This window comes from Shimazuella alba, from assembly GCF_009831235.1.
Taxonomy (GTDB): domain Bacteria; phylum Bacillota; class Bacilli; order Thermoactinomycetales; family Thermoactinomycetaceae; genus Shimazuella; species Shimazuella alba.
Window position 1 is genome coordinate 265,258 of record NZ_WUUL01000002.1, and the last position, 14,010, is coordinate 279,267.

Consider the following 14,010-nt stretch of genomic DNA (forward strand, 5'->3'; position numbering starts at 1 on the left):
GCTCATCTTATGAGGAGTCCGGTCCCTACTTTAAACGATGTTGCGAAACAAATCATGTTTCCACCACATAAACGGCACGACTCCCGCCGATTAGCTTGGGTCTTGTCATCGCCATAGTAACGTGTGCTTTTCCGATAAAAGGGCTTTGGGCTCTAACAGGTACAGCCACTGGTTTGAGATGCATTCCGATCAGGGTACTGCCTATATCAATGCCTGCATCAGCCACAACTGATTCTACTAGTATAGGATCTTGCAGATGCCGATATGCATAGGAAGCCATTGCCCCTCCAGCATGACGGACAGGCACAGCAGCTACTTCTGTCAATTGGAAATAATCTGCGGTTTGCCGGGTAACGACTAGAGATCGATTTAAGTGCTCACAACATTGAAATGCGACCATAAAAGCATGTTTACGTTGAAAATCACAGATGGTTTCAAAAATAGCTTCTGCTACTTGTTCACTGCCATTGGTCCCGATGTGCTCTCCTAAAACTTCACTTGTACTAACCCCTAATACGAGTAACTTCTTCTCATGAAGAGGAAAGGAAGCATGCAAATCCACTAACACAGCTGCAGTTTCCTTACGTATATATTCCATTTAACGTAATTCCTCAAGTTTTGCGATCTTTTCAATACGTCTTTCATGTCGATTTCCTTGAAAAGTAGCTTCCAGCCATGCATCAATGATCGATAAAGCTAAATCTCTTCCAACCACACGCTCCCCCAAACAGAGGATATTAGCATTATTATGTTCACGGCTCATTCTTGCAGAAAACTCATCGGAAACCACCGCTGCACGGATTCCTCTGATTTTATTGGCTGCTATAGACATGCCAATGCCTGTCCCACAGACGAGTATCCCAAGGTCTACTTCTTTATTTACTACTTTTTCTCCCACTGGAGATGCATAGTCAGGATAATCAACAGACTCTTCGATGAAAGCCCCACAATCTTCATATGCTATTCCTTTGGACTCGAAGTAAGCAACTATTTCTTTTTTTAAATGAATACCACCATGATCTGAACCAACTGCTATTTTCATTTTCAAACTACTCCTTTGACCACTTTTCCATCAAGGTTTCCAAATGTTGATAAATTTCTTCTGCACAACGACGGTACACTTCTACAGAAGAACCATATGGATCCATGATATCAAATGCATCATCTGTTATATATTCCGTCAGTGTATAAACTTTTTTGTTTAAGGTGGGCGACTCCAATAAAACTGCATTTTTATGCTGTTTGGTCATGGTGAGAATTACATCTGCCCACTCCAATAATTCCTCACTTAACCGCTGAGCGCAATGATCGGTTTGGATTCCTTCTGTGGAGAGAACCTCTTTGGCTTGTGGACTTATGTTGTCTCCAGGTACAGCATAAATTCCCGCTGAACGGACTTGTAGCGGGAATTGTTTTTGCTTTGCCATATGGGTAAGGATTGCTTCTGCCATTGGGCTTCGACACGTATTACCCGTACAAACAAATAAAACGCGTTTCAACTCATTTCCCACCTTTCCTCATTCCTCTTCAATGGGTAATATGCTAAAAATGCCCACAATTCATGTATAACACATTTGCAAAGTGTTTGACAAATTCTCACCAAATGAATTGTATACCAAGAGAAATTAGCACAATCCCACCAAGTACTTCTCCATATTTCCCGATCCAATTCCCCATTAAACGACCAAAGGATAGACCTATCCAAGACATGAGACCTCCAGCTAATCCACAAAGAATAACCGTAATAATGGGGTCAGTGGCAAAAAAACCAAGGCTAAGTCCTGCTGATAAAGAGTCCAAACTTACACTAAAAGCGATTAAAATAAGTCCAAATACTGTTCTATCACTAAAAGGCAATGCATTCTCTTTGTCTTGTATACTAGACCAAAACATCTGCAAACCTAAAAGACAAAGCAGAGCACCACCTACAATTACAGCAATGTGATGAAAATATATACTTAAAAATTGTCCAATCCAAATACCAACTAAAGGCATAAAAACATGAAAGATTGCGATAAAACTGCTGATTAACACTGTACGATTACGGGAAGGTTTACGCATACCGAGACCCAAGCCAAGTGAAAAAGCGTCCATTCCTAAAGCAATTGCTATAATGCTGAGTGTGATCAACTGCCCCCATGCAAATGTGTTGATATCCATGGAGAACCCCCTTGTCCTTGGTTCATAAGACAAGGTTATGCAGATAAAAAGCAAATAGAAGCTGATTTGCAAACAATAGACGTTGTGTTTTTCTACTAGATCGAACCCTAGTAAATAGCATGGTTGTAAACAAAGATCTCTCCATCTACCCTTCAGCTTAAAATATAGTTATGGGATTTATTATTAAAATGATTTCCATTCCTATAAATATTGGAAATATGAGTAATGTAACTACTCTTGATATACGAAATATGCTATTATTTCGAATAAATACCCTAATATTTTTTGATTATCCAAGATATATTGGTAATTAGTAATTTTTAATTCATTTTCCAATTTTCATGTATGAGTTATTAGGAAAGGATGATCGAATTTGGAATTTCACGATAAAGTCGTCATGATTACCGGAGCAGCAGGTACAATTGGGAGAGTATTGAGCAAACGTTTTCAAGAAGAAGGAGCTACTCTAGTTCTCATTGATAATAATAAAGAAAGATTAGATGAATTAGAATCCAGTTATTTATCAAAAAAAACAGAAGCTCTATTTTTTCATGCTGACTGTTCAAATGAAGAAGAAGTAAAACAATATGTTGACAAAACGGTCGAATTATTTGGTGGTATTGATGCCTTTGTCCATTGTGTTGGAATTACAGGCGATATTATACCAGCAACAGATTTATCTACTGTACATATGTTCGATATTTACCAATCAAATGTTGTAACAGCATTTTTAAGTTATAAATATGTTTTTCCGGTAATGAAAAGACAACGTAATGGATCTATTTTATTCATCTCTGCTGTTTTTGGGGTTCGTGGGTTACCTCATTTCGCTGCATACTCAACAGCTAGTCATGCTCTACTCGGTTTTATGAAATCAGTTGCACTGGAATCGGCACTCACAGGCGTTCGGGTAAATGCTGTTATCCCAGCTCCTACCAATTCCCCTGTGATGGAAGAAGTAGAGAGGGCGCTCTTTCCTAGTGATCCGAAAATTGGCAGAGCACAAATTTTAGGATTCCTTCCATATGGCAGATACGTAGAACCAGAAGAAATTGCAGAAGCAGTATTATACATGTCTTCCTCAAAAACGAAATATATTAACGGCACTTCACATATTATCGATGGTGGAATGTTAGCAAAATAGTACATATAAGACTAACAGTTATTTTAAAGGTGACTTTCCTATAGGACAAATCAACCTAATGGGTGCCCCATTTCATACAAGTAAAATCGTTAAATTTCCAACGTCGTTTGTTCCTGTCGTCCAATTCAATGGATGACTATTTTATCTTTTCCTTATCTAATATTGTTGATTAGATATCCTTTCTAAAAAAATTAGTATGCTTACAACTCAGATGAATTTGAGCTTATACCATTTAAAATTCTTCTAACCTATAAGCAAAAAAATTACTTACAATATAATTAGAAATAAGCCAAATTCGTCTATTTAAATGTTTAAATTCTATTCCATTAAATTTAAAGAGATAGAAGATTTACCATTATCCAACTTGAGAATAAAATACTTTTAAGGGATGATTAGAATTGGAATTTTAAGATAAGGTTGTTATGATCACAGGAGCTGCAGGAGCTATTGGAAAACGTTATGCAAAAGGTTTCATGAAGAAGGAGCACTTTTGGTTCTTGTTGATTGTAATAAAAAACAACTAGATAAATTGAAATCGGATTATTTACCACATGATTCTGAGGCTTTATATTTCCATGCTGACTGTGCCAATGAAGAGGAAGTTCAAAAGTATGTAGAAAAAACGATAGACTTTTTTGGAGGGGTCGATGTATTTGTTCATTGCGCAGGTATAGTTGGATCTATAAAAGAAGCTGACAATTGGTCAGCAGGAGAAATAATGGTTGCATTCCAAACAAACATTATGTCTGTATTTTTAAATTCCAAAGATGTGTTACCTATTATGAAAAAACAACAGAACGGATCAATATTACTCCTTGCCTCTGTCTATGCTCTTCGTGGAGTACCTTATCATTCTCTATATGCTATGACCTCTCATGCAATATTGGGGTTTATGAAAACAGCAGCCTTAGAACGTGCACATTCTGGGGTAAGAATAAATGCAATAGCCCCAGCACCAACCACTTCTCCTTTTATGGAAGAAGTAGAAAAAGCCCTTTTCCCAAGTAACCCACAATTGGGAAGGGAACAGATCCATAGCTATCTACCATTTGAAAGATATGCGGAACCAGAGGAAATAGCAGAAAGCGTCTTATTCGTGTCCTCCCATCGAGCAAAATATATCCATGGTACTTCCCATATTATAGATGATGGTTTTTTAGCCAAGTAAAAGCACGTAATCAGAAAACTTTTAATTTATCCGCATTTCATAATATAATTGTATGTAAATATACGTATTAGGTATAATCCTATAGCGAGCGAGCATCATCAAAAGTCAAAGTAATGACAATCACGGGTACATATATTTCTTATTCTTACTTCTGACACTACAAAACAGGTAAAGAAGGGAAGTTCAAACATGGAATTCCAAGATAAGGTTGTTATGATTACTGGTGCTGCGGGAGTACTTGGAACAGCATTAAGTAAGCGATTTCAAAAAGAAGGGGCACTTCTAGTCCTCATTGATAAGGATAAAGAAAAGTTGGATCAGTTAGCAAAACAATTGCCAAATGGATCAGATTCCATTTTTATTCCTGCAGATTGTAGAGATGATGAACAAGTAAAACTTTATGTTGATAAAACAGTAGACTTGCTAGGCACTATCGATGTCCTAATTAATTGTGTAGGTATTTATGGTCCCATTACCCAAGCTTCTGATATTTCATCTCATTATATGATGGATGTATATGAAACAAATGTCGTCACTTCTTTTTTGAACTACAAATATGCAGTACCTGTCATGCAAAAACGACGTAGCGGTTGTATCCTTTTTGTCTCAGCTGTTTTTGGGTTGCGAGGGCTACCATTCTTTTCTGCATATTCTACAGTATCCCATGCACTCCTTGGCTTTATGAAATCAGCTGCATTGGATTGTGTGACTTCAGGAGTCAGAGTAAACGCTGTTGTTCCTGCACCTATGAAATCAACGATGATGGAAGAAGTGGAGGAAATCCTCTATCCAGATAACCCCATAAGAGGTCGGGAACAGATCTTAGGGTTACTTCCGATGGGACGTTACTTAGAGGCAGATGAAGTAACAGAAAGTGTCTTATTTTTAGCTTCCGACAGGGCGAGATATATCACTGGAACATCGCATATTATTGACGGCGGGATGACTGCAAAATAAGCAAAAACAGAACATCTTCAAGAAATATTTTTTACATATATAACTATTCCAGTCAGGCATCCGAAACTTCACTTATCACCCACGTTCACGATAAAAAGTGGGTGACTCCTGTTTGATCGATATAAAATACAGTCAATGATAACGGAGGACTTATCATAAACTGTTCTAATTTCTGAAAACCCAAAGACTGATACAAGTTTATGGCTGGTGTATTAGCAGAAGCTGTTTGTACTTTACATCCTTTTACCTGATTTTTATATTTATCTAATAAATACTGAATCATTGTTCTTCCAATTCCTCTGCGAAAATAACTGGGATGAACGACAACTCGATGAATATCTAACACCTCTTTCATAACTCGAAAACTAATCACACCAACAAGTATCTCACTCTCATAATATCCCAAAAAATCTTCTTTAGAGCTTTGTAAACTATCCACTGTATCTTTTAATGGCGGTATTTCGTCCAACCCTACTATTTGCGCCTCTACTTGATATGCTGGAATTTGTACTTGTAAGACTTGATTAGCTATGTGTCGATCAGTAATATCCAGATGCTTTATCATACCATTCACCTTCTAGCGGATTTTTTTTCCTTCTGCTGCTTTATTCAGTCGATTCATGACTGATAAGTATAAGCCATGCTCTGGAAATGTTTCCGATAGAATAAAGTCCACTTCCATCTCGTCAAATTTGCGCAAAGCATCATATAAACCATGAGCTACCGATGACGGCTTCATCCTACTGCCACAAGCGATAGTAGTAATTCCTTTGTACATGCCTTTATTTTCTGATGTTGTCAATACACCTACACGATATCCTTTTGCAACTTTTTCCCGGGAAATAAGTTGGATTTTCTCCACCATACCATCACCAGTAACAAGCCACATCTCCCCTTTAGGTGCATAATGCCGATATTTCATTCCTGGAGAACGAGGTTTCTCCGTAAGTCCAGCATCCATCAAAACTCCCCCCACAACTGCTTCTAATTGTTCTAACGTGACTCCACCGGGGCGCAATAAAAGTGGAATCTCGCCAGTTACATCAACAACAGTCGATTCTACTCCAACTGAACTACTTCCCCCATCTAGAATCATATCCACTCGACCAAACAAATCTTCAGCTACATGATTAGCAGTGGTGGGGCTTGGGCGACCAGAACGATTTGCACTTGGAGCAGCAACTGGAACATCTGCGAGTTCCAATAAAGCTAAAGCCAATGGATGCTCAGGGATCCGAATCCCAACTGTGGACAACCCTGCTGTTACATTTGAAGCAAAACCACCTTGATGATTCATTACGTATGTGATGGGACCAGGAGAAAAATGCTTGATTAACTGCTCTGCAAGAGGCGGTATTTCGCTAATCCACTTCTTGATTTGATCAATCTTGGATAAATGGACGATCAAAGGATTATCACTTGGTCTGCCTTTGGCTTGAAAGATGTTCCCAACAGCTGTTTTATTGGTCGCATCAGCACCTAATCCATAAACTGTTTCGGTAGGAAATACAACTAAGCCGCCTGTTTGAAGAAGATGGGCGGCTTTTCTCATTTCTGAATGCTGAAGATAAAAGTCAAAATCTTTATCTTGTGGAAATTTGATTACAGTTGTCACTTTTGATACCCCTTGTTTACTTAGTATCTAAAAGGTATCGAATTGTAGATAGAAATGCAAATCATGAGTTTAGTTGATAACTGAGTAATATCCCATTTGGAGCTACTTGCTGATAGTGGGAGGATTCTTTTACACTTGCAGGCACCTCATCAAGTTTCACAAAACCTAAATCTAGCATCCATTCCGATGTTGGTGGAACAACGAGACAGAGCTGTTCTTTACCTTGTTTCTGGCAATATATCAACAAGTGGTCCAGTAACCCACCCAATTGTTCTATAGATGGTGCCCCATTTGTAAATCGCATCGAATGCAAATATGCAATTTTCTCATGCAGCTCCACAGCCAACATCCCTATTGGCTTTTGTTCTATCATGGAATCTAAAATAAAATAATCTTCAATCCTGTCAGTTTGTTCTCCAGAAACACCTAGATTACAAGTGTTAATCCACTTTCGATCCTCTTCTACTGCCCTACGTAAAAAGAACATCTCAAAAACTCCCTTTGCTCATAGTCTTGTTTCTAAATCTATGAAAAGAGGAAGTATTTAGACCTAATTTTCTAGAACCAACTGCATTAATCAAACCAAGCACAATCTTCCGTTATACAACCAATTGAATCACCTTTTTCAAATGAAAAAAGGAATCCCAAAATCCCAACCATACCCCCTGAGAATAATAGAAGAAATAAAACAGTAAACCAGCTTAAAAAATTACGTCTCCTACGAATTTGCAAAATACCAAAAAAGAGAAGTATCAAAAATAGTATGACACCTGAAAAAAATAAACCCGATATAGAGTGAAACAAATGAATGCCAATCTCCAATCCTTGCCAAATGGGTAAATAGAAAAACAATATCGCTACTAGACATACCGCCAAGAAGCTTGCTGTTAAAAAACGTTTCAATTTCTCCCTCCCCTTTTCTCCTTACATCTAAAAACAATCTTATACAAAATCAATTTGAGAGTGAATTCAATATCTTCAAATAAAGTTTGCATAACTATATCAGATAGAGTAATATAATAATAAATTACTCTATCTGATATAATAAAAACAAAATAAACATTGTCATTAACGGGGTTATACTACTATATGAAAAATAGTAATAAGTATATCATCTACTCTATTTGAAGGAGCAATGCAATTGCTAACTTTACAACGAGAGGTGAAACAACATGTCGCAATTAAAAAATTTTCCATGTAAACAATTCATAAAAAGTATCTTACGTCAGGAAAAAGGACTTGTATGGACGGGATTTGTGGGTATTATGATATCCTTTGCATGTGGGATTTATTTTTTTATCCATGGAAGTAACGATATACCTCCTGAGGGAAAGTTTTCGAATCTGATTTCATTTGATCTAGCTATTGCTGTTTATGTTCTGACGACAGCCGCGCTCTTGACTGTTTTACAGTTATCTACTTCCTTTCGAAAAAAAATACTTGTATATCCTCTGGTTGTTACCTCTTTGGTAGCTTATATTAGTGAAACTGTTCAAAATTTACGCGGGATTAACGCTCGCTTCACCCAGACTGATCTTCCATTCTCTTTTTTAAATGATTTGATTACGACAGTTGCTGCGATGTTAACTTTGTTGTTTATGATTTTTACAGTGATTATTTTCGGAACAAAAGACAAAAAAAATCAATTACTCTTACTTTCTGTTAAATACAGTTGCTTTGCAGTCTTTTTAGGGGGAATTTTATCTGGGCTATGGATGAGCATGGAGCAAGGAAGATGGATTGGAGATGAAGGAAATATTATGATCATACACTTTACCGGTTTTCATAGCCTTCAAACTATTCCGATCATCGGCTGGCTACTTGATCATTCCAGCGTACGTCACCTTAAAGCAAAAAAAATCATACATGTTACAGGAATCACTTGGATTATGATGATCCTTTTGTTATTTATCCAGACTGCCATCGGAAAATCAATTTATGATATTAGTATTTACCTAGTATTTATTGTTCTATTCCTTCTTATTTGGATGATTAGCTTTTTATGGAGCTTCAAACAGACTGTTTCCACAACAAATGAATCATGACCACCCATTTGACGGGTGGTTTTTTCAGTCATATAAAGGCTTGTTACCGTCTAGCGTCTAAAGGCGCTAGTTCAGTATTGCCTTTGCCTCCTTTGCTGTCCCTAAAGGGATATTTGTCTAAGCTACTCTTAAAGGGGTCTTCATCTTCCTTTACACTTAACTTATTGAGTGCTATATCATGCTTCTCCTGTTCTTGAATGTACTTTTTATGGTTGCTTCATTTAAGTCAATTGTACTTAAATAGGTAACATTCTAACTAAAAATGACGATTTCCGGATTTATATTTTAAATTTGCACGGTTATCAAACATCATCAATGCGATCTTCCCCTTTAAATACCCAGTGAAACTCGACACACTCATTTGGGTGGAATACTTAAAAGAAGATGCATATGATCTGTCATCATATGTCCTTCTACTATTTCTATCCCCTTTAAATGCACATAATTGTTTAATGATCTCCCGTAAACTCTTACGATATGTATATCATTTTCGTCTATACTTGGGAGAAAACACTGGGATACTCACACAACCAATTTGTGTCAGAGAAGTGGTTTGCTTTGTTTGCCATTCCCCCTCTTTCTTTCGTTATAATATAGCCTGAACAACTACATTCTAACTATGGAAGAGAATTTTGGTATAACAAGTTGTCATCCACCTGCATAGATGGGCATGGCCTCCCCTCTGCAAATGTCACAATACTTCGATACATTTCCAGAGAGGAATTGAGATTTTAATGTCATCCCAAACCTTCATCCTTTTAATATCCTTAAAATTATATATCCTGTGCCGCTTGTTGCAAAAGTTTCCCTAATAAATCATAATCAAATTCTTTATCCTTGCGAATTTTTATCGCTTTTCGTTCAGGTTTTGCACCCTTTTCAAAAAATCCAGTTGGAGCTTCTAAATTTACAGCATGAAAGATCGTCATATTTACCCAGTTTTTTGCTGGAAAGAAAACACATATTTGTTCTCCATTTAAGGTATAAAATGCTTGTTTATATTTGATTTGCTCTTCCATTTCTGGGATTGCTTTATGAATCACTTGTCGAATTTGATTGCAAACCTCTACTTGCCATGCTTCCTCTATGTCATGGATATATTCTGTCACTGCCTGATTCAGTTGAATTCCTCCATTTTAAATTTATCTTTTTTGATATCTCAAATGTACAACACCAGTAGAGAAGGATGTAGAACTCATTAATTTTAATGGCAATATTTTAGCAGAATCTGAAAAAATCGTTTTTCCTGCTCCTAATATTACAGGATGTATAAACAAATGAAGGTTCGTCAATCAACCCAAGTTCCAAAAAAGATTTGGCTAGACTTGAACCGCCAGATACATGTATATTTTTACCATCCTGTTGTTTCAACTTGTTGATCTCATTGGTTGGATCATCTGTAGCCAATCTTGAATTTTGCCATTCTACTTTATTTAAATTTTTGGAAAATAAAATTTTGTTCAGATTATTCATTGCACTTGCCAAATCGCTGGCCTCATTGGAAAATGCTGCTTCTTGCTCCAAATAAGTGTTCCGACCAAGTATCATGGTGTCAACTGAGCTGGTCAATTGACCGATTACTGCCATTTGTTCTGGTGTTACATTTGGAAACATCCAATCAAGTTCTCCATTTGGTCCCGCTACAATCCAATGAAATATTCATTCCTAAAATTACTTTTCTCAATTACATTGCCTCCATTTATAATTTTCATGTGTTCTTCTGTTTAGGAGACCCAAAATAGGATAGCAATTTGACTCTCAACCTAAACATCTCAAGAGGCTTCAACTCGTAATCGGTTGGCAAGAGCCGAAACCCATCCAAATGCAACAATTCCAGAGCAACCCATGATCACTCCAACCCAACTACTAAACACCATACCCAAAATAATCAGCAATGGAGCGATGATAGCCGTCGCAATACAATAAGCTCTCCATCTATGCTCACCTAAGGAAGAAAATCTACTTGCGAAAACAATGGTTGCTGCAATCAAACAGAGAAAAGCCAGAAAGAAAGCGACAGAATGTAATGCTGCATGTACACTCATGGATTTTGGCATACCTTCGGGAGCACCAGAAGGAAAACCAAGACCGGGATCTGGTGGAAATAGACCTGCCATCATCATTCCAACTCCATAAATTCCGATGAGCAATGCACCCCATGTTCCCCCTTTGCTTCCTTTTAATAAGCCTCTTACTCCAATAGCCGCGAACACTGCAAGCAATCCCGTAACAATGAAATTAGTACTCTGAATCCATCCCAAATCACCTAATTCTAAGCTGCTGATAGCATGTCGTCTGATATCAAACCCTGTGCGTGTAAACACTTGAGCTATGACTATTAGGTAGAACAGTGGAGCAGAAATGACTCCACCGATCAAAAATAACCTTCTTATATTCGTTTTCTTATTCATCCTATTCCATCCCTTCTGTTCCTAAAGTTAATATTTTATTTGTGCAGAACTACAAATCTTAGATAGAACATTTGAGTTAGGAAGGAGTTACAAAGTAGTAATTTGCCATGTGACTCCGAATTGGTCTTTTACTTGACCGTATAACGAGCTCCAAAACGTTGCTTCCAATTCACAGATGACTTGACCTTCTACTTTCAGTTTATTAAACACTTCTCTTGTTTTCTCTACATTATTGGTAGCTATGGAAATAGTAACTTGATCTCCTATGAGAAGAGGTTGACCTGTAAACGTATCAGAAATCATAAGGTCAGTGTCTCCTACTTTTAAATGAGCATTGATAACACGATTTTTCATCTCATCTGGTGTAGGAAAATCTGGATTTGCTGGCACATCTCCAAATGTTTGCACTTGAAGCACTTGTGCATCCACTGCTTTTTGATAAAATTCAACTGCCTCTTTTCCACGACCATCTGTCACAATATAAGGATGAATCCTTAGTATCATTGTACGTATCCCCTTTTTTCCTTTGCTATTTTTCTTTAGTAGTTTTGTAGTTTCGCTTTGATATTTTCATTCTAACTTATTTCATTTCTTAAGGTTTCTTATCAATTGCGGTATTATTTCTTCCCTTTCTTCTTTAATTTTTATTTACCGAAATAATAAAACCTATCAAAAATCTATATTTAATATAGCAATATAACTTTTATAATGCAAGTATATCTGAATAGTTAGATTTTTGTTGCTCTTATTATGCAAATTTGATATATTTTTTTTATGAAACGTAATGACATTAAATCCCATTGTCCCATTAATTTCTCTTTAGAATCATTTGGGGATCCTTGGTCCTTACTGATTGTTCGAGACATTGTTTACTACGGAAAAAAAACATATGCAGAATTTCTATCTTCTGAAGAAAAAATTTCATCGAATATACTTGCCAATCGCCTTCTACAACTCCAACAAAAAGGGATACTCGTAAAAAAAACACATCCATTCTTGAAAAGAAAAGAAGTTTATGAGTTAACCGAAAAAGGACTGGATCTCATCCCTATCATCCTTACCCTAGCTGGATGGGGAGCAAAGCATGATCCTGAAACCATTACACCACAGACAGATGCATCAGAAATTTGGTTTAGTGCCTTGCGTACAGATCGGGAAAAGGTGTATAAACTGATTCATGAAACAGTGAAGAATGGAGGATCGATTTTTTCTGGTTCTAACAGTGTTATAAGTCAACTAAATTCTCATGACAAAATCTAGCCACTGCTAACAACATCGAACTGATTTTGAGTATTCTCTTATTATCCAAAAACAGAAAAAGTACTGGTACATAAAAATGATCATCCTAAAGGGATATCGCCCAACATTTTGTAAAAATTCTACGCTAAGAAAAAGCCAATTTCCTCTTCGCCAGAATGAAAGGAAAATTGACTTTTTCTTGTGTTATATATCTTTATTTTTATTATTTGATGTGCACGACTCAACGGATCAGTGGTTCAGGATATCTAATTCATGGATAGATCAGCTAAGATTGTTATCCTTCACAACCAATTAACTTCTTGTAATAATTGGTAAAATAATAGCAGAAGGATGTTCTTTATTATGCAGGATTGTTTGCTGAGCAACGATAAGATTCTTCTCTTGATCCTCCCCAAAATCATGACCTGTATTCGGGTTTCGATCCCAACGAATGAGGTTACTACTTGTGATATCCAAGCGAAACCAACTAACCAAACAAGATATGCAATTAATTTCCAGATTGAACCCGCATTTCTCATCGGTTCCATCTGGTTGTATGGAATAATGCAACAAGCTCTCATAATCTAGAATAGCTTTTTTACTTTATCTAACAGTAGAAAACGTACTTCCAAATGATTCGCTTTTGTTTCTTTTTGTTGTTTACTTGGGTCTGCATATACTTTACGCTGTGGTTCTATTTTTGTTGATAAGACAGCACCTTTATCTTCTTTCGGAAATGCTTCTGACTTCCCCATATCAACAAAACAAAGGGGAGGAAACAAGACACACCACCAATTACCACCTTGTCCCGAACCAATCGTTACGAGTAAAGCTTCATAATTTCCAGCAGCATATACTTGATTGCCATATAGCTTTGTTGGAAAAGGAACTTTTCCAAATTGCACATGAACAGAATAAGAATAGCCATATTTTCTAATTGTTTCTTTGGCTAATTGTTGAAATTCAGGAAGATGCTTTTGAATCATTTTCCGAGCTTCGATAATGGATTTTGGCTTATGTACCCATGTGCCCATTTCATTTACGATTTCATTTCGAACTTGACGTTTCAACCACTGATCTTGTACCGAATCGCTATTAGCGAGAATACGAAGTCTCACAGCTTCATCTGGAATACTTGGAATACTCATTCCTTCAGTATGTTGACTAGATACCATCCAAATAGATAAGAAAAATGTTATGAGTGCAACCAACCTTTTCATGTCTTTCCCTCCTCCCTATTCAGTATGGACAAGTGAAAGAAAGTTTAGTCG

At 36.9% G+C, this 14,010-nt stretch carries 19 protein-coding genes and 2 pseudogenes; 5 read left to right on the plus strand and 16 right to left on the minus strand.

Going from position 1 to position 14,010, the window contains the following annotated elements; all coding sequences use genetic code 11:
• Positions 1-52: 52 nt before the first annotated feature.
• From GSM42_RS04110 to GSM42_RS04125, 4 genes are all read right to left on the minus strand, one after another.
• Positions 53-598, minus strand: coding sequence for a TIGR01440 family protein (locus tag GSM42_RS04110; protein WP_160800271.1), 546 nt, complete (start codon positions 596-598; stop codon positions 53-55).
• Entirely contained in the window at positions 599-1,042 is a 444-nt protein-coding gene (gene rpiB / locus GSM42_RS04115) for a ribose 5-phosphate isomerase B (protein ID WP_160800272.1), read from the minus strand.
• Between the two features lie 7 nt (positions 1,043-1,049).
• Complete coding sequence (locus GSM42_RS04120) at positions 1,050-1,499, minus strand: low molecular weight protein arginine phosphatase (RefSeq protein ID WP_160800273.1); 450 nt, start codon at positions 1,497-1,499, stop codon at positions 1,050-1,052.
• A 97-nt stretch (positions 1,500-1,596) separates the two neighbouring features.
• Positions 1,597-2,160 carry a manganese efflux pump MntP gene (locus GSM42_RS04125; protein ID WP_160800274.1) on the minus strand — a complete coding sequence of 188 codons (564 nt, stop codon included), beginning with the start codon at positions 2,158-2,160 and terminating at the stop codon, positions 1,597-1,599.
• Positions 2,161-2,533: 373 nt separating this feature from the next.
• Between GSM42_RS04125 and GSM42_RS04130 the strand changes: the two genes are divergently transcribed.
• The 3 genes and pseudogenes from GSM42_RS04130 (at position 2,534) to GSM42_RS04140 (ending at position 5,429) form a co-directional block, all read left to right on the plus strand.
• Complete coding sequence (locus GSM42_RS04130; protein ID WP_160800275.1) at positions 2,534-3,304, plus strand: SDR family NAD(P)-dependent oxidoreductase; 771 nt, start codon at positions 2,534-2,536, stop codon at positions 3,302-3,304.
• 466 nt (positions 3,305-3,770) lie between these two features.
• Positions 3,771-4,472 (plus strand): annotated as a pseudogene (locus GSM42_RS04135) (SDR family NAD(P)-dependent oxidoreductase); the annotation flags it as partial.
• Positions 4,473-4,661: 189 nt separating this feature from the next.
• Positions 4,662-5,429 carry an SDR family NAD(P)-dependent oxidoreductase gene (locus tag GSM42_RS04140; RefSeq protein ID WP_160800277.1) on the plus strand — a complete coding sequence of 256 codons (768 nt, stop codon included), beginning with the start codon at positions 4,662-4,664 and terminating at the stop codon, positions 5,427-5,429.
• An 85-nt stretch (positions 5,430-5,514) separates the two neighbouring features.
• On the opposite strand, the gene GSM42_RS04145 is transcribed toward GSM42_RS04140, so the two are convergent.
• The 4 genes from GSM42_RS04145 to GSM42_RS04160 form a co-directional block, all read right to left on the minus strand.
• A complete protein-coding gene (locus GSM42_RS04145; RefSeq protein WP_160800278.1) occupies positions 5,515-5,994 on the minus strand; it encodes a GNAT family N-acetyltransferase in 480 nt (159 codons plus the stop codon).
• Positions 5,995-6,006: 12 nt separating this feature from the next.
• Complete coding sequence (locus GSM42_RS04150; RefSeq protein ID WP_160800465.1) at positions 6,007-6,981, minus strand: L-threonylcarbamoyladenylate synthase; 975 nt, start codon at positions 6,979-6,981, stop codon at positions 6,007-6,009.
• A gap of 124 nt (positions 6,982-7,105) precedes the next feature.
• Complete coding sequence (locus GSM42_RS04155; RefSeq protein WP_160800279.1) at positions 7,106-7,531, minus strand: GNAT family N-acetyltransferase; 426 nt, start codon at positions 7,529-7,531, stop codon at positions 7,106-7,108.
• An 86-nt stretch (positions 7,532-7,617) separates the two neighbouring features.
• Complete coding sequence (locus tag GSM42_RS04160; RefSeq protein ID WP_160800280.1) at positions 7,618-7,947, minus strand: hypothetical protein; 330 nt, start codon at positions 7,945-7,947, stop codon at positions 7,618-7,620.
• A 269-nt stretch (positions 7,948-8,216) separates the two neighbouring features.
• On the opposite strand from GSM42_RS04160, the gene GSM42_RS04165 reads away from it, so the two are divergent.
• Positions 8,217-9,089 (plus strand): hypothetical protein, encoded by an 873-nt coding sequence (locus GSM42_RS04165; protein WP_160800281.1) that lies wholly within the window; start codon positions 8,217-8,219, stop codon positions 9,087-9,089.
• A gap of 124 nt (positions 9,090-9,213) precedes the next feature.
• Here GSM42_RS04165 and tnpA read toward each other — a convergent pair.
• The 6 genes and pseudogenes from tnpA to GSM42_RS04195 form a co-directional block, all read right to left on the minus strand.
• A pseudogene (tnpA, locus tag GSM42_RS04170) lies at positions 9,214-9,658 on the minus strand (IS200/IS605 family transposase); the annotation flags it as partial.
• 204 nt (positions 9,659-9,862) lie between these two features.
• Positions 9,863-10,198 carry a DUF1801 domain-containing protein gene (locus GSM42_RS04175; protein ID WP_160800282.1) on the minus strand — a complete coding sequence of 112 codons (336 nt, stop codon included), beginning with the start codon at positions 10,196-10,198 and terminating at the stop codon, positions 9,863-9,865.
• A gap of 33 nt (positions 10,199-10,231) precedes the next feature.
• Positions 10,232-10,366, minus strand: coding sequence for a dihydrofolate reductase family protein (locus GSM42_RS21295; RefSeq protein WP_160800283.1), 135 nt, complete (start codon positions 10,364-10,366; stop codon positions 10,232-10,234).
• Complete coding sequence (locus tag GSM42_RS04185) at positions 10,308-10,748, minus strand: dihydrofolate reductase family protein (protein WP_338055245.1); 441 nt, start codon at positions 10,746-10,748, stop codon at positions 10,308-10,310. The genes GSM42_RS21295 and GSM42_RS04185 overlap by 59 nt, the downstream gene beginning before the upstream one ends.
• Before the next feature lie 113 nt (positions 10,749-10,861).
• The gene (locus GSM42_RS04190; protein ID WP_160800285.1) at positions 10,862-11,500 is read right to left on the minus strand and encodes a DUF998 domain-containing protein; all 639 of its coding nucleotides are present in this window, start codon (positions 11,498-11,500) and stop codon (positions 10,862-10,864) included.
• Positions 11,501-11,587: 87 nt separating this feature from the next.
• The gene (locus tag GSM42_RS04195) at positions 11,588-12,004 is read right to left on the minus strand and encodes a VOC family protein (RefSeq protein ID WP_160800286.1); all 417 of its coding nucleotides are present in this window, start codon (positions 12,002-12,004) and stop codon (positions 11,588-11,590) included.
• A 270-nt stretch (positions 12,005-12,274) separates the two neighbouring features.
• Here GSM42_RS04195 and GSM42_RS04200 point away from each other — a divergent pair, with 270 nt between their 5' ends.
• Entirely contained in the window at positions 12,275-12,760 is a 486-nt protein-coding gene (locus tag GSM42_RS04200; RefSeq protein WP_160800287.1) for a winged helix-turn-helix transcriptional regulator, read from the plus strand.
• A gap of 291 nt (positions 12,761-13,051) precedes the next feature.
• Here the strand turns inward: GSM42_RS04200 and GSM42_RS04205 are convergent, their stop codons facing one another.
• The gene (locus GSM42_RS04205; RefSeq protein WP_160800288.1) at positions 13,052-13,309 is read right to left on the minus strand and encodes a hypothetical protein; all 258 of its coding nucleotides are present in this window, start codon (positions 13,307-13,309) and stop codon (positions 13,052-13,054) included.
• 14 nt (positions 13,310-13,323) lie between these two features.
• Positions 13,324-13,959 carry a stage II sporulation protein R gene (gene spoIIR / locus GSM42_RS04210; protein WP_160800289.1) on the minus strand — a complete coding sequence of 212 codons (636 nt, stop codon included), beginning with the start codon at positions 13,957-13,959 and terminating at the stop codon, positions 13,324-13,326.
• Positions 13,960-14,010: the final 51 nt, after the last annotated feature.